The organism is Herbiconiux sp., assembly GCF_004297105.1.
In the GTDB taxonomy this organism is placed as follows: domain Bacteria; phylum Actinomycetota; class Actinomycetes; order Actinomycetales; family Microbacteriaceae; genus Herbiconiux.
In genome coordinates this window covers 245,777-268,728 of sequence record NZ_SCVE01000020.1, presented here as the reverse complement: position 1 = coordinate 268,728, position 22,952 = coordinate 245,777, and the positions used below count along the sequence as shown (strand labels likewise).

Genomic DNA, 22,952 nt, shown 5'->3' with positions numbered 1-22,952 from the left:
ACTAGCCTAATAGGGGCATGAACCAGTGCCGGAGAGAGGGTCTGTTCCGCCGATGGATAAGCAACGGGACTTCGTCCTTCGTACGATCGAAGAACGCGGTATCAAGTTCGTTCGACTGTGGTTCACAGACGTCGTCGGAACGCTGAAATCCGTAGCCATCGCCCCGGCCGAGGTCGAGGGCGCGTTCGCCGAGGGCCTCGGGTTCGACGGCTCGGCCATCGAGGGTCTCACCCGCTCGTTCGAGGCCGACGTGCTGGCCCATCCCGACCCCACGACGTTCCAGATCCTGCCCTGGCGGGGCGAGATCGACCCCACGGCGCGCATGTTCTGCGACATCACCACGCCCGACGGCCAGCCCGCCGTCGCCGACCCCCGCAACGTGCTGAAGCGCACCCTCGCCAAGGCGGCCGACCGCGGATTCACGTTCTACACCCACCCCGAGATCGAGTTCTACCTGCTCAAGTCGTCGCAGTACGGCCCGAACGGCCCCGAGCCCGTCGACTCGGCCGGCTACTTCGACAACGTGCCCGGTGGCACCGCGCACGACTTCCGACGCCGTTCGGTGCGCATGCTCGAAGACCTCGGCATCTCGGTGGAGTTCAGCCACCACGAGGCCGGTCCCGGCCAGAACGAGATCGACCTCCGCTACGCCGACGCCCTCACCACGGCCGACAACATCATGACGTTCCGCACGGTGATCAAAGAGGTGGCCATCGAGCAGGGCGTCTACGCCACGTTCATGCCGAAGCCGCTGTCGGGTCATCCGGGTTCCGGAATGCACACGCACCTCTCGCTCTTCGAGGGCGACGCCAATGCGTTCTACGAGGCCGGTGCCGAGTACCAGCTGTCGAAGATCGGCCGCAACTTCATCGCGGGCCTGTTGAAGCACGCCCCCGAGATCACGGCCGTCACGAACCAGTTCGTGAACTCCTACAAGCGCCTCTGGGGCGGCGACGAAGCCCCGAGCTTCGTCTGCTGGGGCCACAACAACCGCTCGGCGCTCGTTCGTGTGCCGCTCTACAAGCCCAACAAGGGCCAGTCGTCGCGCATCGAATACCGCGCCATCGACTCTGCGGCGAACCCGTACCTGGCTTACTCGCTGCTTCTCGCCGCGGGGCTCAAAGGCATCGAAGAGGGCTACGAACTGCCGCCCGAGGCGGAGGACAACGTGTGGAGCCTCACCGATGCGGAGCGCAAGGCGCTCGGTTACGACGCTCTGCCGGCCTCGCTCGACCGCGCCATCAGCCTGATGGAGGAGTCGGAGCTCGTGGCCGAGACGCTCGGTGAGCAGGTGTTCAACTACGTGCTGCTGAACAAGCGGCAGGAGTGGAAGGCCTACCGCGCTCAGGTCACGCCCTACGAGCTCGAATCGAACCTCGAGATCCTGTAGCCGATGGTCCGGCCTTCGGCCGGCACGAATGAATCCCGTGCCGCCCGTCGCTCCGGCCAGGTTGCCCTGATGCGCTGATGCCTCGTTCGCAGACCACACTCACCGACCTCGCCCGGGTGGGCTTCGCCCACCTCGGGGAGGCCGACGAGCAGCTGCGCGCCCTCGAGGCCGTCAGCGGAGTGCCGCTTCTCGAGCTGCTGGGTTCGTTCCAGACGGCCGCGGATCCGGATCTGGCGCTGCGTGGGGTGCAGCGCATCCTTCAGCGCGCCCCCGAGGTCATGACGGCCGCGCTCGTCGACCCGCTGCTGCGAACCAGGGTCGTTCGGGTGTTCGGCGCATCCGAGGGTCTCACCGACTTCTTCGTGCGGCACCCCTCGCGTCTGCCCGAACTGGGCGTCGCCGACCTGGCGCTGCCGACGGCGGAGATCGCGAAGAGCGAGCTGCTGGCCTCGGTGCAGGCGGTCGAGGGCTTCGCCGGAATCGTCGGCGAAGACGCCTGGACGGCCCTCCGGGTGCGGTACCGCGTACTGCTCGCGCGCGTGACGGCCTACGACCTCGAGCAACCGAACCCGGTGGCGGGTCTCGACCGCATCGCCTCCAGCCTCGCCGACCTCGCGGCCGGGGCGCTCGAAGCGTCACTCGCGGTCGCCCGCACGCAGCTGACCACGAAGGGCAACGGCCTCTGGCACTTCCCCATCGAGCAGGTGCGCGAGGCACGGCTCGCGATCATCGGCATGGGCAAGGCCGGGGCGCGCGAGCTCAACTACGTCAGCGATGTCGATGTGATCTTCGTGGGCGAGCCCGATGCCGAAGGGGTGATCGGCGCCTCGACCGCGATCGAGATCACCACGCGGCTGGCCATGGTCACGATGCGCGGTATCTCCGAGGCGGGCATCGAGCCGGGCCTCTGGGAGGTCGACCCGAATCTGCGACCCGAGGGCAAGGCGGGTGCTCTGGTGCGATCGCTCGAGTCGCATGCCGCCTACTACGACCGCTGGGCGAAGAACTGGGAGTTCCAGGCCCTGCTGAAGGCACGGCCGCTGGCCGGCGATCTCATGCTCGGCGAGGAATATACCCGGATCGTGGCTCCGAAGGTGTGGTCGAGCGCCTCCCGCGAGAACTTCGTGGAGTCGGTGCAGCGCATGCGCGAGCGCGTCACCGAGCACATCAAGCCCGCCGATGTCGAATACCAGTTGAAGCTCGGGCCGGGTGGTCTGCGTGACATCGAATTCACGGTGCAGCTGCTGCAGCTCGTGCACGGCCAGACGGATGAGAGCGTGCGCCAGCGGGGCACGCTTCCGGCGCTGGCCGCCCTCGCCGAAGGCGGGTACATCGGCCGTGTCGAGTCGGTCGAGTTCGCACAGGACTACCGCGTGCTGCGCCTGCTCGAACACCGGATGCAGCTCCGGCACCTCAGCCGAACCCACATGATGCCCCGCAACGAGCCCGAGCAGCGCGTGCTCGCCCGTGGCAGCGGCCTCGCCACGAGTGCGGCGAACCTCATCGCGCGCTGGACCGAGATCAAGGTTCGGGTGCGCACTCTTCACGAGCGCCTGTTCTACCGTCCGCTCCTCGCCGCTGTGGCGGCCCTCTCGCCTGACGAGCAGGCGCTCACGAGCGCGCAGGCGGAGGCGCGTCTCGCGGCGATCGGCTTCCAGAACCCCGCAGGGGCGCTGGGCCACATCGCGGCGATGACGGCGGGGGTGTCGCGACGGGCATCCATTCAGCGCACGCTGCTGCCTGTGATGCTGCAGTGGTTCGCCAACGGAGCCGATCCCGACTACGGGCTTCTCGCCTTCCGGCGCCTGTCCGACACGCTGGGGGAGACCTACTGGTTCCTCCGGATGCTGCGCGACTCGTCGGGCGCGGCCGCGCGCCTCACGCAGGTGCTCTCGGGCTCACGGTTCGTGGGTGAGCTGCTCGAGCGCATCCCCGAGGCGGCGGCGTGGCTCGAGAACGACGAGGAGCTGCGGCCCCGACCGGTGGCGGTGCTCGAAGACGAGACACGGGCGATCGTGGCGCGGCACGAGAGCCCGGATGCGGCGGCCATGGCCCTGCGCACCGCGCGGCGACGCGAGGTGTTGCGCCTGGCCATCTCGTCGATCCTCGGCATGTGCACGGTGGAGGAGCTGGGCGTGGCGCTCACCCAGATCACCACCACGCATCTGCAGGGCACGCTGAGCGTCATCCGGCAGTCGGCGGCGCCGTCGGCGGGCGACGGGATCGAATTCGCGATCATCGGCATGGGCCGCTACGGCGGCGGCGAGCTCGGTTTCGGCTCGGACGCGGATGTGCTCTACGTCTACCGTGCGGTGCGGGTCGACAAGCAGACGGCGCAGTCGGTGGCGCAGTTCATCGTGAACGAGCTGAATCGCCTCACCGAAGACCACCGGCTGCCGCTCGATCTCGACATCGACCTCCGGCCGGAGGGCAAGAACGGGCCTGCGGTGCGCTCGCTCGAGTCGTACGCCAACTACTACGAACGATGGTCGCTCACGTGGGAGGCGCAGGCTCTGCTGCGCGCGAACGGCGTCGCGGGCGATCAGTCCCTGATCGAGGCGTTCCACGCCCTTGCCGACACCGTGCGCTACCCGCCATCCATCTCGGAGACGGAGGTGCGCGAGGTGAAGCGCATCAAGGCACGGGTGGAGAAGGAGCGGCTGCCGCAGGGTGCCGATCCGTCGCGGCATCTGAAGCTCGGGCGGGGGTCGCTCTCCGATGTCGAGTGGTACGTGCAGTTGCTGCAGCTGCAGCACGCGGCCCGGGTGCCCGCCATCCGCACCACGTCGACGCTCGTGGCCCTGTCGGCCGAGGAGGCGGCAGGTCTGATCAGCCACGATGATGCCCGCAAGCTGCACGATGCCTGGATCTTCGCGTCACGCGCGCGGTCGGCCATGACTCTTTGGACGAACAAGACGTCGGACGTCCTGCCGACCGATCGCCGCCAGCTGGAGGGCGTGGCGCGCCTGCTCGAGTACCCGCCGGGCTCGGCCACCCGTCTCGAGGAGGACTACCTCGGCGTCACCCGTCGCTCACGTGCGGTCTTCGAGCGCCTGTTCTATGGACAATGACGCTGGGAGAAAAGCATCCAGTGGATGCTTTTCGCGTCATTGTCGGCGGGCGAGCTGTGCTCGCCCGCGTGCGACTGGGTTCTGGCTAGCGGCCGACCACCCGCGGATGCTCGCGCCACGCCGGCATCGACGCCATGAACTCGAGGGTGTCGGCCTCGAGAGCGGCCCGATCGTCTTCAGGACGGGACCGCTGCTGCCAGTCGACCATCGCCGCGAAGCGGACCTCGAAGTCCTGCAGCTCGCCGTGTTCGTCGGTGCAGTACGCGCAGTAGCGACCGCTCTCGATCGGCATGCTGCAGCTCTCACAGGGTGTGCTCATGGGCGGTTCCTTTCGATCGGTTGTGTCGGGCCGTCCTGCGCGTCGGATACCCCGGCGGCGGTGACGAGGTCGTTCAGGATGACGAGCGCCCGTCCGATCTCGCCGGTGGCAAGTCGCTCGATCGCGCGCTCGAGCAGCTCATGACCGAGAACGGATTCATCGCGGCGCAGCTCGGCGCGGCCGTCATCCGTCAGCCAGACGAGAGTGCGGCGCCGGTCGGTTTCATCGGGCCGCCGCTCGACCAGACCGTTGTTCTCCAGCTGGGTCACCAGCTCGCTCACTGCGGACTGCGAGCGGCCGAAGTGCGCCGCGGCGTCGCCGATGGAGAGCGGGCCGCTGTGGGCGAGGTGGGTGAGCACGGCGCGTGACGCGGGAGAGACATCGCGCCTGACACCGTCTCGGCGGTGGAACGTCAGGTAGAGCCGACGGAATGTCGCGTCGAAGGCGGCTGCGGCGTGCGCCGTGTCGGTGGCCTCGGTCGGTCGGCTCTCACTCATGACCTCAGCATCCCGTCGCACGGATGCATCGTCAATCCCGATGTATCCGGGTGAGATCCAGGGGCCTGGCCGTCAGATGTCTCAGCGCGCCGCGCATTCGCCAGCGAGGTCGGGACTGATGCCGAGGCGGGCGCGGATGGAGGGGCCGCAGATGACCTGCAGGTAAGCGGTGGATGAACGAACGGGACTGCTGTCAACCAGTGTTACGGAAGTGTGATCGTGTCTGGCGACAGGTGTTGATCTGGCCACAGTAGCATTCAGATGAGCGGGCCGATCGGGGCCTGGGTCAGTCGGTGAGGAGAGCGGATGTCGGGTCACCAAGACCGTCGCACACGAGGCCGATGGGCTGCGGCGCTCGTCGCCGCACTGGCGATCGCGGGTACGTCGCTCCTGGGCGCAGGGGCCGCGCAGGCTGCCCCCATCACCCCGTCACCCACCCCGGCTCCGACGCCGGCTTCGGCTCCGGCTTCGGCACCGGCTTCGGCACCGCTCGCGACGACGGTGACGATGACCACTCCGTCGGTGCTCGACTACGGCGCGCCGATCGATCTCGCCGCCACAGTGGTCGACTCGACGGGTGCCCCGGCGGTGGGCACTGTGCAGTTCGAGATCTCAGGAGGCGAGACCTTCGCGACTCCGATCGAGCTCGTCGACGGCGCGGCACACGTCGTGTTCGGCTCGATCCTGAACGGCAGCATCGATCCCTACGTGTCGAGCCCACCCTCGCTCGCCATCGGCGCCACGTTCGTTCCCGCCGATCCCACGGCGCTCGCGCCCGCTCACGGCAGCTCAGAGGTCACCATCCGCAAGGGAGTCACTGTCGTCACCGCGTCCTCCGCGGGTGACCAGCTCCTGCTGCCGTCCACTCCGGTCATGGTCAGGGCCGAGCTCGAGCTCCAGGGCTTCGAGCGCACCTCGTACTGGCTCCCCGCGGAGACCGCCGGCACGGTCGACTTCCTCCTCGACGGCGTCACGGTGGCGACATCCGCCGTCGTACCGAACCGCGAGCAGCGCCGTGGCGTCGCGGTAGCCCAGATCACCCTCCCCGCGCAGGGCTCGGGAACCCTCACCGCCGTCTACTCGGGAGACGCCACGTATGCGTCGTCCACGAGCGCACCGGTCACGATGACGGTTGCACGCCCCTCCGCCTCGCCGTCAGCCGCGCCGGCACCGGTGAAGACCGCTCCGCGACCGACGATCATCCCGGCACCGCCCCGTTCCGACGCCCCTGTGACGCCCCAGGCGGAGACCCCTGTCGAGGCGCCACCCGCGTCATCGCCCGTGGCGATCTCGGCCACACCGGTGGCGGATGTCGGCCCCTTGCGCGGCCTCGTGCTGACCGGCCTGGTGGCAGCCCTCCTCCTGCTCGCTGCGATGGGCGCTCTCATCACGCTCCGCCTGCGCCGCCGCTGACCACGCCGACCGAGCCTCGAACGGCAGCGAGGCCGCACCCCGTATGGGATGCGGCCTCGCCGTGTCGGTGCTGAGAATCAGACGCCGTAGTAGAGCTCGAACTATTGATGAGTAGTTGGGGGTAGTTGGGGAGTAGTGACATCCGCGTCATTCCGCGGGTTTTGCGTTGTGGTTGGTTGCCGGAAGTTGTGGCAGATTGAAAATGCTGCGGACTTTTTGCGGACTCCGCCATGAGTTCTCTAACGTTCGAGGACATTGGCTCTCTCGTACCCACGGTATTGCGTGGGTACATCTGCAATGTGGGTACATCATTTGCGATACCCACATCGCACTCCGCCAGAGGCCTTTCTTAGCGCCGATCTTCCGCGGTCGACCACCTACCTGCTGGTGCGCGTCCAATGGCTTAAGGTACCCATTTCCCGCCCTCTCGACCCCACACCTACGTATTGGACTCGGGGAGAGGGAAGAAATGGAAGTGCGCGGGTGTCCCGTCGTGCTGGAATGCAAAAAAACGCATCAGCCCCGACCGGCTACCACCTTCGCGACCGCTTGCCCGCTTTTGCCGGGATGTCTCTGTTCCCTCTAGCGCTGTTACAACCGAAGTGAGCAGGCTTGAGGTTCCACACATCCCAGGTGCCACCCTTACTGCGTGCTATCACGTGATCCATGGACGGGCCTAGCCGATGGCGTGCCCGCAGGCCGTACACAATGGGCTTGTCGCATAGGTGGCATACCGAGCCTGGCGGGCTGACTATCGCGAGTAGTCGCTGCCGTGCTCGGCCCGACGGTTCTGGGTCAGGGCCGTTGTGTCGATTCGGCATTCATCCTCATTGTTGTTCCCTCTCTCCGGTCGGTACGCGGTATCACCACCCCCGCCCTGGTTTGATTTTGAATATGTCTCCGCGTTGATACGTGCGAGCGCGTCGGCGAACGCTTCACCGGCACGCCGGAAGGCCTCGGCTCGGGCAATAGCTCGTCGCTCTGTCACGGTCAGTCATCCCACTGCAAGGTAGGCCGACCCTGGGGATCGGCTGTCGGCGCTATCCCTGGCATCACTGCGGGCTTATACCAGTCCGCGGCCCAGGTGTCCGCGCCCCCTTTCGTCGGCCAACTTGTCACGATGGTTGGATCGTAGGGTCTGGAATATCGAGTTCGGCCGTTCGACAGGTGCATTCCAGAACGCTCTAGCGAACCGCCCGCTGCATAGAACGCGATGGTTTCTGCCTTCACATCCGCTTCGGCGCGGTTCTCGGCCACGCCCATCAAGACCCTGCGCCGAACCTCGACTCGGAACTCACCTATCGCTGCGGCTTGAGCCCGGGACTCGCGCGGTGATTGCACGTTTCCAAGCACAGCGAATAGCAGCCCCCCGACTATTCCAAGAAAGACAATGACGGCTACGAATGTCAGCGCGGCAACTACGATTCCCATGGCGCGACCGTAGGGGCACTAGATGAACAGTGTCTAACACGAACGAATGGCCCACACCATGACTGGTGTGGGCCATTCGTCTTGGCGCTGGTCGGGTCTATGCCCCCGAAAGGTAGGCTCGCCGGCCATCCGTTCCGTTACTCGGGAATGACACCCGCGGTGTGGTTGACGCCAGTCTTTGCAGCAGCAGGCGAGCCGGCCCATTCGGGCACCAGCACACCCGCTGCCTCATGGCTGCTTAGGTTTGTGATCAGGGCGAATCGTGCCGCTTTCGCCCGAGTAATCCGGCTGGTCGCGGCCTCACCCCTGATGCGAGCGAGCCGTGACGCTGACTCATCTGCTTCCGCTTCACGCCGCGCCTTGCTGGACTCCGAGTCCAGTGTGCTCACGCAGCGCCCTGGATGGCTCGGTGCACCGCGAATGCGCTGGGGCGGGCCGGCTGGATGTCTCCGCGCCAGTGAGCAACGATCCCGATCTGGCCCGTGTCGGCGTAGCGCTCGGTCAGCACCTGCAAGGTGATGTCGAGGCGCTGCCCGATGATGAGGTTCGACCAGTCGCCCGCGAACACGTCGGTTGCCCGGCCCGCCATCGTTCCCTGAGTGTACGAGGGGATGGTGTTCGAGCTGAACCGAGGCACTTCTGCGACGGCACTCGGGACTGCGAGAGGCTGCCCGGTCGTGTCGTAAGCCTTTGCATACATCCGATCGAGCTTGCTGTTCCAGACGAGCCCCGTCGGTGATTCGTTGCTGTCGCGCACTGTAAACAGCAGGTCAATGATTTCGTCCCAGTACTTGCCGGCAGTCTGCACGGTTCCGTTGGTTGCAGAGCCGAGCACGTTCGCCGGCTTTGTGGCGATGAGCGCCGCCAGGATGCCGCGAGGGTTGAGCGGGGTAGGTAGGTTGATCGTGCCCGCGCCTGCGGTTATTCCGCCATAAAGTGCCACCTGGTCGATTTTCCCGGCGATGGCCTTCGCGATGGCCTCTGATACCACCTGATCGGCGTTTTCCGCGTCCTGGAACCACTCACGTGAGCCGATGACCTGTGCCGAAAGGGATTTGGCGATCAGGGTCACATTGTCGAACGTCGGATCGCTGGGCGCGATGGCTGATCCCTCGGTGCGGAAAGTCGCTGTCGGTTCGCCGGTCATGCGGCCAATGTTGACCGTGGGTGCGCCCATGGGTACGACCGCCGCCCCTGCTTGAGCAACCGCGGACTTCGCTCGGGCAAGGTCAATCAGCGTGCTCGACCAAATGGTCGGAACGATGGCAGAGCCGCCCGTGGTCGAGAGAGCGCGCACCATCTCGCCCACACCGGAGTACATTGCTCGCGCATGGTCATCGCGACCCGCGAGACGACGTGCGGCGACCGGGTGCGAGCCGAACGGCTCGTTGCCCCGGAGCGCGGCGACCTGATTTGTGTCGGTGTTGATCCATCGACGCGCGTCGACCTTGTCGGGAGCGAAACTATCCAGCTCGCGCTGGAAGGCTTCGATTGCGGCGTCCTGCTGCGCCACTGTGCGGAGGTTCGCGAGCTGCTGGTCGAGCGCTCCGATATCACGCTCGACAGTTTCCCAAGCGATCGCCTCATCGGCCGTAAACTCGCGTGTCGATGCAGTCGCGCTGAGCGCTGCGCCCTTGTCCTCCCAGAGTTGCGTGCGCTCCTGTTCGAGACGGGCAATGGTGGTGGTGGTAGTCGTCTTGCTCATTTTTGTTTCCCTTCGAGGATGAATGACTGAGTGCCCGCCCCGATGTGGGGCGTTATGCCGATATGCCGAGCGACGCACGCCCTGCGGTGGATCAGTCGCACCAGGTGACTGAATCGAGCTGATGTATGGCCGACCAGTAGTGGCCACATGTCACACAGCGGTAGCGGCACCGAATGCCGCCGCTTTCCGGCCGAATCGAGCCTTTATGGGGCCAGGCCGTACCGTGGCGCTCATCTGCAGAGCAGAGCGCGCCGAAAGGACTCGATAGGGCCGCGTGTCGAACATCGCTGAGGAATCGTGAGAGCGGCTGACCAGTCTCGTCCACAAGGTCTGCGAGAGCTTCGCGGAAGCGAGCGTATGACGGGAGGGCCGCCATCTCAGAGTGACCGAAGCCTCGGATGGTGGTCGCGAACTCGCTCATTTTCGTTTCAGCCCAATCGTTGCTAGCAGGTCGTACAGCCGGTGACCGTCGATTTTCAGTTCGATGTGCTGTTCGACAAGGATTGGCTCATCGCTACCCCCTCGGTTGTATTGACTGAGAGGAACGACTGCCTCGGGGCCGGCTTCGCCAATGAGTGCGAACGTTGGAGCAGTCACGATGCCGCCCTCGGCGAGCGCGGGGACGCTCTGTAGTCGTGGGAACGCGATATGGGCACCACCGAGGAACCATGGCATGTCGAATTCGAGCCCACCGAGCGTGTTGTTCCACGTGTCGATGGTGAAATTCATGATGTTGATCATTGCGCCGGCTACGAGGTCGACCAGACCGTTCCATGCGTCACCGACTCGGTTCGGGATTTCGGTGAAGAATCCGACGATTCCGTCGACACCCTTACCGATTTCCTGGACGCCCCAGTTCACGTTATTGACGACAGTGCCCCACCAGTCGGAGAACCACTTGCTGATCGGTTCCCAGTTCTTGATCAGCAGGCCGATGACGTTCCAGTTCAGGAAAAGGTCGGTCACGAACCCGACTGCCCCGCTGAAACCGTTCGCAATGTTCTGTGCGGCTTCACCGAGCCATTTGGAGACGCCCTCCCAGTTCTGCACAAGCCAGATTCCGGCGACGACGAGGCCTGCTATCGCGGCGATGATGCCGAGCACGATCCATGTCACGGGGTTCGCGTACCATGCGACGTTGTTCGCCACGGTCGCTGCCGTGTTTGCCGTCGTCGCGGCCGTCGCGGCCACCTGAGCTGTGCGAAAGAATCCCACAACCCCGGCGATGGCTTGGAGGCCTTCGTAGCCCTTCACCGCGACCGCTCCCGCCGCGAGCGCGGTTCCGAAACCGAGCACCACGTCGATGTTGTCGGCAGCGAGGTCGATTACCGGCATGAGCTTGTCGAATCCCGAGGTGATGACGGGTATCAGCTTCTCTCCGACCTCGGCGAGCGCGCTTCGGGCCTTGTTCTCGAACTCGGTCCACTTCTCTGGGAAATCGGCGGTCGACTCGGCCATGTCGATGATCGATGAGTTCGCCGCGCCTGCTGCCGCGGTGATGCTGTCGAGGTTCAGCGCCCCGGTTTGCAGAGCGCCGATGAACTCGGTTGAGCCGCGCGCACCGAACACTTTCCCTGCGAGGTCGAATGCTGCGGCCTGATCGCCGGCCGCGAGGAAGCCGCCGATTTCACCGACCACGCGTCGGAACGCTTCTTGAGGCTCTTCGCCAGCGAGCGCTAGGTTCTTGAACCCTTTGCTCATTCCGGTTGTCACTGCTGTGGCGTCGACACCGGCTTTGTCGAGCGTTCCGACGAGCTGCGCGGACTCGACCAGCGAGAACCCAAGACCCTTGAGCGCTGAGCCATTGGCTCCGACGCCGGCCGTGAGGTCGTTGACGGAGACTCCGGTAGCCTGTGAAATTCCAAAGAGCTGGTCGAGTGCATCTGACATGCCCTCGGCCGGAATCTGGAACAGCGACGTTGCCCCGGTGAGGCCGTTGATATCGACCTCACCTTGCCCGGCCATGTCGCCGAGTAGCAGCACCTGAGTGGTGAGCTTTTCGAGCCCTGGCCCCGTCAGCCCTGTTCGCTGATTCAGCTCGGCAATCGCTGTGGCTGTGAGCCCGATATCGACAGGTGCGTTCGTGAACACGTTGTCGAACGAGCCCTTGAGGCCGTCGAGGCTTGCTCCGGTTGCTCCGGTGCTCTGCTGGATGGTGTCATAAGCACCATCCATCGCCATGCCCGCATCCACGGCCGCTGCGCCAATTGCGACTGTCCCGAGAATAGTCGCGGTCGCACCGCGGCTGATGCCTTTGTTGAGCTTGTCGAGTTTGCCGCCGACGCCATCGATCGTGCTGCCGGTTTTGTCGTCGGCCAGGATGTTGATTATGAGGTCTTTGACAGAGCTGCCCATTTAGTCGAGGCCCCTTAGCGCCTGATCGGCCATGTCTGCACTCCATGCCTCGTGTCGCTTGCGGGCGTCACCGCAAGGTCTGCACGGCTGCTCGGTCCCGGCCGGATGCTGAGGACAGAATGGGGGCGACCATCCCAGCTCTCGCTCCAATGTGCTCTTTGCTTCCTGCCATGTTGCGTGTGCCATATCGCGACACCCCTCTCTGTTTCGTCTCACTTGCTGGTCCCTCGCACTCACTCCCACTCCCTTTCCCCTCTACCGCGAGTGAGCACCGGTCCCGCTCGCGAATGCCTCGCGAGGCGGAATCTCGGGGTTCTGCGCTTTCGGCGCGAACATCCGTCGCGATGTCGTCGCGAACCCTTCGCGAACGGTTCGCGATCCTGTCGCGATGACATCGAGTACCTCTTCGGGTGCGGGGATATTGGATCGGGACGGGCGGTCGACCTTCTGGTGTTTTTCCCAATTGGAAATGCTGAGGTACTGTCGCCCATTGGCCTCGTAGATATCGACCTGACCCCCGGCGACCAACAGATCAATGTGCCCTCGAATCGCTTCGGGGGTTACGTCGTCATCCAGGGGCCACACGGTCGCCTTGACGACCTTCGGATTGGCGTTGCCATTCCCGAAGTCATCCACGTACGTCCAGAGGCCAATGAACGTGAGTCTCGCTGGCACTGGTAGAGCGACCACATCCTCACTTCGCCAGAACTCTGGTTTAATCGAGCGGATGCGTCCTGCCACTAATCCGCCAGCCTCTCGGGATCGAACAATTGATCCGGCCAACCAAACAGCATCAGTTCGAATTTGCTGAGTGCGACTGTCCATTCGGAGTCGTCACTGACCGCCGATGCAGCGGCAAAGAGCTGCCCATACTCCATGTCGGTGCTCACCAAGGTGGCCCGAGCCCCAATGCCCATCTTGCAGAACACGAGAAAATGAGGCCGATACGCGAGCCCGAGGTCGGTTGACGTGTCTGGATCGACCTCCCCGAATGCGCGGGGTGTCAGCCGGACAAAGGGCTGATTGTCTGGTGCCGGAAGCAGCTTCCGCTTCATCGAGTCACCTTGACGAGAATTACTAGGCCGTCAGATTCACCGACGAGAATCCAGTCGCCGAGGTGCACATGCGAAAACTCGCTATCTGCCCAGGTATCGCCCTCGAATTCTTGTGGTCGCCGACGCACCCCGTCGTCAGGATCAAGGAAGTGGCGGATGTGGCCTCCGACCTGTGTCTGCCGTACGACCTTGACGCGGCCACCGATTCCGACATCGCGGGGCTTGCGCATTTCCAACGAGAGCGTTTCCAGACCCCATGAAACCGCTGTATCCCAAGCCCGACGCATCGCATTCTCGAATTCGCGAACGGCATCAACGGCCATCAGTTCAACCTGTTGGGAGGTGGTGGGTGCTTCGTTCGTGTTCATAGGTGTGTCCCTTTCGAGCGAGTAGTTCAATCACGCGGCACATTGAGCCGCATAGTTTGTGTGTTGCGTGCGTTCGCCGGAATCGAACCGGGGGTACCTCCCGGCGAGGATGCAAAGTCTCGCCAGGTCGAACGCTCCTGAACTCCACACCGCACGGGTTACCGAGCCCAGAGGGGTGCGCGAGAGGCTGACCAAGCTCGAAGGCTTGGCGCTGTGGCGCGGATCAGAGCCGCGTGCATCACGCACCCGATGGGGCAGGCAGGGCCTAGCAATCAGGTGGAGAGTTCTTTCCTCTGTGGTGTTGTGAAATTGCCGACCCGTCAGGCGGGCTGTTCTGTTGCTGTGTGGTCTAGGCGAACGCTGCTGCGATAAAGGCGTCGACATCGTGGATTCGGAACATCCGACGCCCGGCGATTAGCCCTGACTTCGGGGCAGTACCGCGGTGGATCATCCAGCGAAGCGCGGCGGGAGTCCGGCTCAGACGCTCAGCCGTCTCCTGGAAAGTTAGGAGCATCGTCTGGTCCTTTTTCTCTTCGGTCATAGTTACCTCCTTTCGCAGTGAGTTGCGTTATAAGGAAACTATGGCAAGTTGCGTTAGAAGTCAACTATGCTCAATGCATGGCAACTAGTGATCGGCAGCGCGGGAACGACATCGGCCCGAACGGCGTCAGGTTTGGTGATCGTGTACGCAGAATCCGACAGCATCTCGAACTGACCCAGGATGACCTCTCGCGCCTGATGACTACGTTTGGCCGTCCGATACCCAAAGCCAGCATCGGGCGAATAGAGTCGGGCGATCGCCGGGTCGACGTTGACGACGTGATGGCCTTTGCGCGCGCGTTCGATGTATCTCCGCTCGCGCTTCTACTCCCGTTCCCCGAGTCCCCAGATGAACAAGTGAACCTCGGCGGGACGACCGGAACGCAAGCCTTCGTCGTGTGGCTATGGGGAGCTGGTATCGAGCCCTTACGCCTAGACACGAGCAACCCAGACAGGGAAGCAAGCGAGCTTGGCGAATTTCGCGAGCGTTCGCGCCCCTGGTGGTTCAGTGTCGAAGCCGGACTCAATGAATCGCTTGTGAAGCTGGTACAGAAGACGCCGACGACTCCCACTGACAATCCCGATCACCTCTACGAAAGCAACGGGCGATAGTGGCGAGCATCCGCCAGCGACCGGATGGCTCGTGGCGTGCCCGATTCCGGGACGCGGACGGCAAAGAGCACGCGCAGCACTTCAAGTACAAGAACAATCCGCGCCATCCCGAGGACAGCGCGCAGCACTGGCTCGATCACGTCACCAGCTCGGTCGTAACCGGCACCTACGTTGACCCGAAGCTCGCAAAGCTAACCGTGGGGGAGTGGTGCGACACGTGGCTCTCTGCATACGAGCAGAATCGTGCCTCGTCTGTCCGTCAGGCTCGCTCCCACGTGAAGCACATCAAGAAGGCGTTCGGCACGCGGCAGCTCCGCGACGTGCGTCCATCCGATGTGAAGGCGTGGACGGCCGCGCTCAAGGGCTCGGGCTTGGCAGATTCGACCGTCTACGCGCTGCACTCGCGGCTCTCGCACATCTTCACCGACGCGGTTCACGATGGCCTGGTGCCCCGTTCTCCGGTTAGCCGGCGTACATCCCCAGGGCAAGCCAAGCAGCGGATGTACGTCGCGACGACGGAACAGGTGTGGGAGCTGCACGAGCGGATGCCGGCGCACTTTCGCCCGGTAATCCTGCTCGGCGCGTTCGCCGGCCTCCGCATCGGCGAGATAGCGGCACTCCGCACGAGCGATGTCGATTTCCTCCGCGGGATCATCACCCCGGAGATTCAGTACCCGGCAGAACCGCTCAAGACTGAAACGTCAAAAACGCCCATCCCAATTCCCCTTGACCTCTGCACCGAGCTTTCTCGGGTGCCGGCCAAGTGGGGGAGCGCAACCCTCGTCGTCGGAGCCTTCGGGCGTCCGGTGTCGCCCTACACAATCGAGACGGCATTTCGAAAGGTGGCCGACTCGATCAAGGGGCTACCGCCCGGATTCCGCATCCATGATCTGCGGCACTACTTCGCGTCGTTCCTGATCGCGTCGAACATGGACATCAAGACGGTTCAGAAGCTGCTGCGCCACGCATCCGCGAAAGTCACCCTCGACACCTACGGGCACATGTGGCCGGACAAAGAAGAGTCCGCACGAGCTGCCATCGCGGAGACAATGGCAACTCGTGCGGACTTTTTGCGGACTAGAGGGGTCAAAACCCCCGGAATCCCGCGTGATCTAGCTACACCCCGTAATAGAGCTCGTACTCGAAGGGGTGCGGGCGCTGGGCGATCGGCTTGATCTCGTTCTCGCGCTTGTAGCTGATCCACGTCTCGATCAGGTCGGGCGTGAAGACGTTGCCCTTCGTGAGGAACTCGTGGTCGGCTTCGAGCGCGGCCAGGGCGCCCTCCAGGGTCGCGGGGACCTGGGGGATGTTCTTGGCCTCTTCCGGGGGGAGCTCGTAGAGGTCCTTGTCCACGGGCTCGTGCGGCTCGATGCGGTTCTGGATGCCGTCCAGGCCGGCCATGAGCTGCGCAGCGAAGGCGAGGTACGGGTTGCCCGAGGCATCCGGAGCGCGGAACTCGATGCGCTTCGCCTTGGGGTTGGTGCCCGTGATCGGGATACGGATCGACGCCGAGCGGTTACCGGCCGAGTAGACCAGGTTCACGGGTGCCTCGAAGCCGGGAACCAGGCGGTGGTACGAGTTCACCGTCGGGTTCGTGAACGCGAGCACAGCGGGAGCGTGCTTCAGCAGGCCACCGATGTACCAGCGAGCGAGATCGCTCAGACCGCCGTAGCCGGCCTCGTCGTAGAACAGCGGCTTGCCGTCGTTCCACAGCGACTGGTGGGTGTGCATGCCCGAGCCGTTGTCTCCGAAGAGCGGCTTCGGCATGAATGTGGCCGTCTTGCCCCACTGGTTCGCCGTGTTCTTGACGATGTACTTGAACTTCAGGATGTCGTCTGCCGCGTGCACCATGGTGTCGAAGCGGTAGTTGATCTCGCCCTGGCCGCCGGTGCCCACCTCGTGGTGCGAACGCTCCAGGATGAGGCCGGCATCGATCAGCTTGAGGCAGATGTCGTCGCGCAGGTCGGCGTGCTGGTCGACCGGGCTCACGGGGAAGTAGCCGCCCTTGAACGGGGTCTTGTTGGCCAGGTTGCCGCCCTCCTCCTCGCGGCCGGAGTTCCAGGCACCCTCGGAGGAGTCCACGGCGTAGAAGCTCGAGTTCTGCTTCACCTCGTAGCGCACGTCGTCGAAGATGTAGAACTCGGCCTCGGGAGCGAAGAACGCTGTGTCGGCGATGCCGGTGGAGGCGAGGTACTTCTCGGCCTTCTTGGCCACCTGACGCGGGTCGCGCGAGTAGATCTCGCCGTTGCGGGGGTTGTAGATGTCGAACACCAGGATCAGCGTGCGCTCGGCACGGAACGGGTCGACGTAAGCCGTGGAGACGTCAGGGATGAGCTGCATGTCGGACTCGTGGATCGACGCGAAACCGCGGATCGACGAGCCATCGAAGAGCTGGCCGACGGCGAAGAAGTCCTCGTCGACGGTGGAGGCGGGAATGTTGAAGTGCTGCTGGACACCGGGCAGGTCGGTGAACCGGATGTCAAGGAACTTGACGTCGGTGTCCTTGATGAACTTGAGCACCTCGGAAGAATCACTGAACATGTGAAGGATCTCCAAATGGCTTGGAACAGGAAAAACTACAAAGATGTAGCCACTCGTTAGGATAGGTGCACGCCATTACCCAGCAGTGTCGCGATTGTTTCCGGCGTGTTACGGGTTGCTCGGGAACTGCTCTCCGAACCTGCTAGCGCTTCACCAGAACGGTGCCCGAGAACACATCGTGCAGGCCTCGCTGATCCGAGTCCCAGATGACGGCCGGCACCACGAGCATCAGCAGCACCGTTCGCAGGATGGGCCGCCACCACCCCGCGTACGACCCGTTCAGGCGCACGACGCGGAGCCCGAGAAGGAGGTGCCCGAGCCCACCACCGAGTGTGATCATCAGCACTACCTGTTCGATGAAGAAGATGAGGCTCGACGCCCACGGGTTGTCGAAGAAGAACGCGAAGTAGATCACGTAGCAGAACGCGAAGTCGATCAGAAGCGCCAGGATGCGCCGGCCCGGGCGCGCCACGGATCCCCGGCCTTCACGGTTGAACCCGAGACGTTCGCCCGGCCAGGCGCTCGGCGCAGCTCCGCCGGTCGAGGCTGTCACGCGGTGCTCAGCGACCGCGCTGCGGACGCATGCGCATCGGGTCGATGCCCTTCGGGATCGGCAGCGGTGACGACGAGAGCGAGGTGAGACGGTTGCTCACGGCCAGCACTTCGGGCTTCGTGAGGCTGGGCTTGATGCGCGCGAGCTTGGCGGCGACGCGGTGCAGCGGAACGGCATCGGCATCGGGACCGACCGAGAGGTAGGTGACAGGCACGTTCGGCAGGATGCGGAGCACCTTGCGGCGCTCCTCGTCGAGCATCTTCGTGGTGCGCGAGCGCGGGCCCTCGCTGATCAGCACGACACCGCCTCGCCCGACGGCGCGGTAGACCGCATCCTGGGTCTTGCCGTTCACGGCCACGGGCATCTCGCTGCCGACCCAGCTGCGCTTGAGCGAGCTTCGGAGCACCGCGCCCACCGCGCCGGGCTGGCCTTCGATCTGCTTGTAGGCCGCGCGTTCGGCGCGGCGGCCGAGAATGATGAGAGCGATGAGCAGGCCTGCGAGCACGCCCGCGAGGATCCACATGACGAGGCCGAAGACGTTCTCGCGCGAGAAGATCAGTGCGAACGCGACACCGGCGAGAACGGGCAGGGCGAAACCGAGCGCCATGAGCCAGACCGCGTTGGAGTCGTAGCGGCGGGTCATCTTGAAGACCTGCCACATCTGCTTGATGCGGCCGGGCTCTTTGGGGGCCTTGGGGGACTTCTCGGTCGTGCGTGCCATGACTCCAAGGATACTTCGTCGTACCGGCGCCGGGTGCCACGAGTCGAGCGCACCGTTCCGCCCACAGCGCACCGTTCTGCACAGGGGGAGTGCGGCGCGATCTGTGCACAGATCGGCGGACGGCGGATGCACCGCGGTCGCCGATCACGATGCTGGGTGCCATGCCCCTGTCCCTCACACCTGTCTTCGCCGAACACCGCCTGCTCGAGCTCGTCGGAGTCGGGCCGCACGCCAACGTCTACCTCGCGGAGCCGATCGACGGCGGCGAGGTGGTGGCGCTGAAGGCGTGCGATCCGTCGGCCGAGCGCTCTCGCGACGCCGAGTGCCAGGTTCTTCTCGACCATCCCATCGCGGCCATGCCTCGCCTCCTCGATGTGCTCCACGAGCACCGCCGCCGCATCATCGTGATGACGCGCTGCCCGGGGGTGGCACTCTCGGGCCGTCTTGCCCTGGGCCGCAAGGGGCCGGCGCCGGAGGCCGCTGACTCCGCGCACCTCGCAGCGGTGGTGCCGAGGCTCCGGCAGGTGGTGTCGCGGTTGCACGATGCGGGTGTCGCGCACGGGAGCATCGCGCCGGAGACGATCCTGCTCGCCGACGACGGAACGGTGTCGTTGGTCGGATTCGGCACTGTGGCGCGTTCGGGCGATCCGGGCTACGCCGAGGCGGTGAGCGGTGACCTGCGCGCGCTCGAGCGGATGGGGCAGCTCATCCTGCCGTCCAGGGAGTCACATCGCCGTGACCTGATCGAGACTCCAACCGATGCGGGCGACGGATGGGGATGGCAGGAGCCCGTGGCACCACCCGGTGCAGACGGGGTGACCGCCCCGGAGCCGGAGCTGGCCGAGGCGATCGAGCCGGCGCTGGCTGCGGTCGTCGAGATCGCACGGGTGCTCCGCGCGAGGGTGACCCGGGCGAGGGGCGGCATCCTGCGCTCCGCGCGCCGGCGCTTTCTTGTGGCAGGCGGCGCCGTGGTGATCGTCGGGGCGGTCGCACTCTGCGTGGCGCTCCCGACAAGGAATGACGCGGCCGCTTCCCTCACCTCATCGCCCATCGCGACCGAGGCGCCCACCGCTGTTCCGCCTCTCGGCGACAGGGGGTCTGAAGATCCGCTGATCGCCGCCACGTCGCTCCTCCCGCTCCGCGCGGCCTGTCTCGCCGATGCGGATGCGATCTGTCTCGATGCGGTCGACGAGTGGGATTCGCCCGCCATGCTCGAGGATCAGCAGCTCGCGCGGCCCGCGACCACGGCCATGGCCGACCCGCTGGCCGCCCTCGGCGAGCTGGGCCTGGTGCAGCGGATCGGCGGGATCGCGCTCATCACGGGAACGCTGCCCACAACGCAACCGGCCTCGCTCCTCGTGGTGAGGGGCGAGGCCGGTTGGCGCATCCGTTCGTATCGGGTGGGCTCAGATCCCGAGGTCGGCGGCGAAGTCGCCGTCTTCCAGGCGGTTCTTCACGGCCGTGAGGAAGCGAGCGGCGTCGGCTCCGTCGACGATGCGGTGATCGTAGCTGAGGGCCAGGTACACCATGGAGCGCACGGCGATCGCATCGCTGCCATCCACCGTCACCACGGCGGGCTTCTTCACGACGGCACCGGTGCCCAGGATGGCGACCTGCGGCAGGAACACGAGAGGCGTGTCGAACAGGGCTCCCCGCGAACCGGTGTTCGTGAGGGTGAAGGTGCCCCCCGACAGCTCGTCGGGCTTCAGCTTGTTGTCGCGCGTGCGGGCGGCGAGGTCGGCGATCTGGGCGGCGAAGCCCGCGATGTCGAGGTCGCCGGCGTTCTTCACCACGGGGGTGAGCAGGCCGCGCTCGGTGTCGACCGCGATGCTGATGCCCTCGTGGTCGGGGTAGACGATGGAGTCGCCGTCGACCGTGGCGTTGATCACCGGGTAGGCCTTGAGGGCCTCGGCGGCGGCCAGGGCGAAGAACGGCAGGAACGAGAGCTTCGTGCCCGTCTTCTCGGCGAAGGCGGCCTTCACGGAATCGCGGTAGGCGGCCACCTTCGTGACATCCACCTCGACCACAGTGGTGAGCTGCGCGGAAGCCTGCATCGACGCCACGGCGCGCTCCGCGACCACCTTGCGGAGGCGCGACATGGGCTGGGTCGTGCCGCGGAGCGGCGAGGTCTCCAGCGGGGCACGCTTCGTGGCGACCGGAGACGTCGACGCGGGGGTCGTGGCAGCGGAGGCGGCGGCGAGCACGTCTTCCTTGCGGATGCGACCGCCGACGCCGGTACCGGTGACGGTGGAGAGGTCGATTCCCTGATCGTGGGCGAGCTTGCGCACGAGCGGGGTGACGTAGCCGGCGTTGGCGCCCGAGGCGGGAGTCGCCTCGGCGGCGGGTGCCGGGGCGGCGACGGTCGGAGCCGGGGCGGCAGCAGGCGCCGGAGCGGCAACGGGTGCCGGTGCAGCGGCGGGTGCCGGGGCGGCGGCGGGTGCCGGTGCGACGGGCTCCGGAGCAGCCGCCGGAGCTTCCTGAACGGGTGCCGGAGCAGCCGCCGGCGTCTCCTCGGCGGGAGCAGGAGCCTCCGCCGACGGGGTCACGACCTCTTCTGGGGCTTCCTCCGCAGGCGCGGCGGGAGCCTCGGCCGCAGGAGCAGCTGCGGCGCCGGATCCGTCACCGATGGTCACCAGCGCGGTGCCGACCTCGACGGTCTCGTCTTCCTGAACCAGGATCGCCTCGATCACCCCCGCGACAGGCGAAGGGATCTCGGTGTCGACCTTGTCGGTCGAGACCTCGAGAAGGGGCTCGTCAACCTCGACACGATCGCCGACGTTCTTGAGCCATCGGGTGACCGTTCCTTCGGTGACACTCTCTCCGAGTGCGGGAAGGTTGACGGATTCGCTCATGACTTTTGTCTCCTTATGGAACCGTTCGTTGCCAAGCCTAGTCGGCCCTACGTGTTGCGGGTGTGCCCGTGGCCGGATGGCTCAGATGGCGTGAAGCGGCTTTCCGGCGAGCGCGAGGTGCGCTTCGCCGAGAGCCTCGTTCTGGGTGGGGTGTGCGTGCACGAGCGAGGCCACGTCTTCGGGGTAGGCCTCCCAGTTCACGATGAGCTGGCCCTCGCCGATCAGCTCGCCCACTCGGGCGCCGATCATGTGGATGCCGATCACGGGGCCGTCGTTGACGCGCACGACCTTCACCGAACCGGTGGTGCCGATGATGTGGCTCTTGCCGTTGCCGGCCAGGCTGTAGTCGTACGACGAGATCTTGTCGGCGCCGTACTTCTCGGCGGCCTTCGCCTCGGTGAGACCCACCGATGCGACCTCGGGGTCGGAGTAGGTGACCTTGGGGATGTTCACGTCCTCGACGACCTGCGGGTTGAGGCCCGCGATCTCCTCGGCCACGAAGATGCCCTGCTGGAAGCCGCGGTGGGCCAGCTGCAGACCGGGAACGATGTCACCCACGGCGTAGACACCGGGAACGCTCGTCTCGAGGCGCTCGTTGGTGATGACGAAGCCGCGGTCGATGGTGACTCCGGCTTCCTCGAAGCCCAGCCCCTGAGTGGCGGGGCCACGGCCGACAGCGACGAGCAGCAGCTCGCCGTCGAAGGTCTTGCCGTCTTCGAGGGTGACGACCACGCCGTTCTCGTCCTGCGTCACGCCCTGGAAGCGGGTGCCGAGGTTGAATGCGATGCCGCGCTTACGGAACGCACGCTCGAACTGCTTCGAGATGGCCTCGTCCTCGTTGGGCACGAGGTGGGGGAGGGCTTCGATGATGGTGACGTCGGCGCCGAACGACTTCCAGACGCTGGCGAACTCCACGCCGATCACGCCACCGCCGAGGATGACGACCTTCTTCGGGATGAAATCGAGTGCGAGAGCGTGCTCCGAGGTGATGACCCGGCCGCCGATCTCCAGGCCGGGCAGCGAACGGGAGTACGAGCCGGTGGCGAGGATGACCTTCTTGCCCACGATGGTGTCGTCGCCGACCTGAACGGTGGTGGGCGAGGTGAGCTTGCCCTCACCGGCGATCGTGGTGATCTTGCGCGCCTTCACGAGACCCTCGAGCCCCTTGTACTTGCTGGAGACGATGCCCTCGCGGTAAGCGGTGACGGCGGCGATGTCGATCCCGTCGAACGTGGTGTTCACGCCGTACTTGGCCGATTCGCGCGAGACGTCGGCCACCTCCGCCGAGTGGAGGAGCGCCTTGGTGGGGATGCAGCCACGGTGGAGGCACGTGCCCCCGACCTTGTCCTTCTCGATCATCGCGACTGTGAAGCCCAATTGGCTTGCCCGCAGTGCTGCAGCGTATCCGCCGCTGCCACCGCCGAGAACCACAATGTCAAAGGTCTGTTCCGACACCTAGCAACTCCCTCGTGCGTCAGTTTTCCTGCCACGTCCGTGCGACGTGCACAGGAGATCGGGCGAGATTTTTT

The 22,952-nt window shown here is 65.3% G+C and carries 19 protein-coding genes and 1 pseudogene; 6 read left to right on the top strand and 14 right to left on the bottom strand.

Annotation, left to right across the window (positions count from 1 at the left end; genetic code table 11):
- The first annotated feature begins 52 nt into the window (after window positions 1-52).
- Window positions 53-1,390: a glutamine synthetase family protein gene (locus tag EPO52_RS17330; RefSeq protein ID WP_290809078.1), complete on the top strand. Its 1,338-nt coding sequence runs from the start codon at window positions 53-55 to the stop codon at window positions 1,388-1,390.
- A 77-nt stretch (window positions 1,391-1,467) separates the two neighbouring features.
- The gene (locus tag EPO52_RS17325) at window positions 1,468-4,461 is read left to right on the top strand and encodes a bifunctional [glutamine synthetase] adenylyltransferase/[glutamine synthetase]-adenylyl-L-tyrosine phosphorylase (protein WP_290809076.1); all 2,994 of its coding nucleotides are present in this window, start codon (window positions 1,468-1,470) and stop codon (window positions 4,459-4,461) included.
- 85 nt (window positions 4,462-4,546) lie between these two features.
- Here EPO52_RS17325 and EPO52_RS17320 read toward each other — a convergent pair whose 3' ends face one another.
- Both EPO52_RS17320 and EPO52_RS17315 read right to left on the bottom strand, forming a co-directional pair.
- Window positions 4,547-4,780 (bottom strand): hypothetical protein, encoded by a 234-nt coding sequence (locus tag EPO52_RS17320; protein WP_290809074.1) that lies wholly within the window; start codon window positions 4,778-4,780, stop codon window positions 4,547-4,549.
- Entirely contained in the window at window positions 4,777-5,277 is a 501-nt protein-coding gene (locus EPO52_RS17315) for a MarR family winged helix-turn-helix transcriptional regulator (RefSeq protein ID WP_290809072.1), read from the bottom strand. Before EPO52_RS17315 ends, EPO52_RS17320 begins: the two co-directional genes overlap by 4 nt.
- Window positions 5,278-5,583: 306 nt before the next feature.
- On the opposite strand from EPO52_RS17315, the gene EPO52_RS17310 reads away from it, so the two are divergent.
- Window positions 5,584-6,690, top strand: a complete 1,107-nt coding sequence (locus EPO52_RS17310; protein ID WP_290809070.1) for an Ig-like domain-containing protein — start codon at window positions 5,584-5,586, stop codon at window positions 6,688-6,690.
- A 530-nt stretch (window positions 6,691-7,220) separates the two neighbouring features.
- Here EPO52_RS17310 and EPO52_RS17835 read toward each other — a convergent pair.
- From EPO52_RS17835 to EPO52_RS17280, 7 genes are all read right to left on the bottom strand, one after another.
- A complete protein-coding gene (locus EPO52_RS17835) occupies window positions 7,221-7,511 on the bottom strand; it encodes an HNH endonuclease (RefSeq protein WP_363340813.1) in 291 nt (96 codons plus the stop codon).
- 995 nt (window positions 7,512-8,506) lie between these two features.
- A complete protein-coding gene (locus EPO52_RS17305) occupies window positions 8,507-9,826 on the bottom strand; it encodes a phage major capsid protein (protein WP_290809068.1) in 1,320 nt (439 codons plus the stop codon).
- 417 nt (window positions 9,827-10,243) lie between these two features.
- Window positions 10,244-12,181: a hypothetical protein gene (locus EPO52_RS17300; protein WP_290809066.1), complete on the bottom strand. Its 1,938-nt coding sequence runs from the start codon at window positions 12,179-12,181 to the stop codon at window positions 10,244-10,246.
- A 255-nt stretch (window positions 12,182-12,436) separates the two neighbouring features.
- Window positions 12,437-12,922, bottom strand: coding sequence for a hypothetical protein (locus EPO52_RS17295; RefSeq protein ID WP_290809064.1), 486 nt, complete (start codon window positions 12,920-12,922; stop codon window positions 12,437-12,439).
- Window positions 12,922-13,236, bottom strand: coding sequence for a hypothetical protein (locus tag EPO52_RS17290; RefSeq protein ID WP_290809062.1), 315 nt, complete (start codon window positions 13,234-13,236; stop codon window positions 12,922-12,924). The genes EPO52_RS17295 and EPO52_RS17290 overlap by 1 nt, the downstream gene beginning before the upstream one ends.
- Entirely contained in the window at window positions 13,233-13,604 is a 372-nt protein-coding gene (locus tag EPO52_RS17285) for a hypothetical protein (RefSeq protein ID WP_290809060.1), read from the bottom strand. Before EPO52_RS17285 ends, EPO52_RS17290 begins: the two co-directional genes overlap by 4 nt.
- 349 nt (window positions 13,605-13,953) lie before the next feature.
- Complete coding sequence (locus EPO52_RS17280) at window positions 13,954-14,145, bottom strand: helix-turn-helix domain-containing protein (RefSeq protein ID WP_290809058.1); 192 nt, start codon at window positions 14,143-14,145, stop codon at window positions 13,954-13,956.
- A gap of 77 nt (window positions 14,146-14,222) precedes the next feature.
- Between EPO52_RS17280 and EPO52_RS17275 the strand changes: the two genes are divergently transcribed.
- On the top strand, window positions 14,223-14,756 hold the full coding sequence (locus tag EPO52_RS17275; protein ID WP_290809056.1) for a helix-turn-helix transcriptional regulator: 534 nt from the start codon (window positions 14,223-14,225) through the stop codon (window positions 14,754-14,756).
- Window positions 14,756-15,931 carry a site-specific integrase gene (locus EPO52_RS17270; RefSeq protein WP_290809054.1) on the top strand — a complete coding sequence of 392 codons (1,176 nt, stop codon included), beginning with the start codon at window positions 14,756-14,758 and terminating at the stop codon, window positions 15,929-15,931. The genes EPO52_RS17275 and EPO52_RS17270 overlap by 1 nt, the downstream gene beginning before the upstream one ends.
- On the opposite strand, the gene glnA is transcribed toward EPO52_RS17270, so the two are convergent.
- The 3 genes from glnA to EPO52_RS17255 form a co-directional block, all read right to left on the bottom strand.
- Complete coding sequence (gene glnA, locus EPO52_RS17265; RefSeq protein ID WP_290809052.1) at window positions 15,873-17,297, bottom strand: type I glutamate--ammonia ligase; 1,425 nt, start codon at window positions 17,295-17,297, stop codon at window positions 15,873-15,875. The genes EPO52_RS17270 and glnA overlap by 59 nt on opposite strands.
- Window positions 17,298-17,439: 142 nt before the next feature.
- Window positions 17,440-17,850, bottom strand: a complete 411-nt coding sequence (locus EPO52_RS17260; RefSeq protein ID WP_290809050.1) for an RDD family protein — start codon at window positions 17,848-17,850, stop codon at window positions 17,440-17,442.
- A 7-nt stretch (window positions 17,851-17,857) separates the two neighbouring features.
- Window positions 17,858-18,571 carry a DUF4191 domain-containing protein gene (locus EPO52_RS17255; protein WP_290809048.1) on the bottom strand — a complete coding sequence of 238 codons (714 nt, stop codon included), beginning with the start codon at window positions 18,569-18,571 and terminating at the stop codon, window positions 17,858-17,860.
- A 149-nt stretch (window positions 18,572-18,720) separates the two neighbouring features.
- Between EPO52_RS17255 and EPO52_RS17830 the strand changes: the two are divergent.
- Window positions 18,721-19,155, top strand: a pseudogene (locus tag EPO52_RS17830) (hypothetical protein); the annotation flags it as partial.
- 822 nt (window positions 19,156-19,977) lie between these two features.
- On the opposite strand, the gene sucB reads toward EPO52_RS17830, so the two are convergent.
- Window positions 19,978-21,423, bottom strand: a complete 1,446-nt coding sequence (sucB, locus tag EPO52_RS17250) for a 2-oxoglutarate dehydrogenase, E2 component, dihydrolipoamide succinyltransferase (RefSeq protein WP_290809047.1) — start codon at window positions 21,421-21,423, stop codon at window positions 19,978-19,980.
- An 81-nt stretch (window positions 21,424-21,504) separates the two neighbouring features.
- Complete coding sequence (gene lpdA, locus EPO52_RS17245; RefSeq protein ID WP_290809045.1) at window positions 21,505-22,878, bottom strand: dihydrolipoyl dehydrogenase; 1,374 nt, start codon at window positions 22,876-22,878, stop codon at window positions 21,505-21,507.
- Window positions 22,879-22,952: the final 74 nt, after the last annotated feature.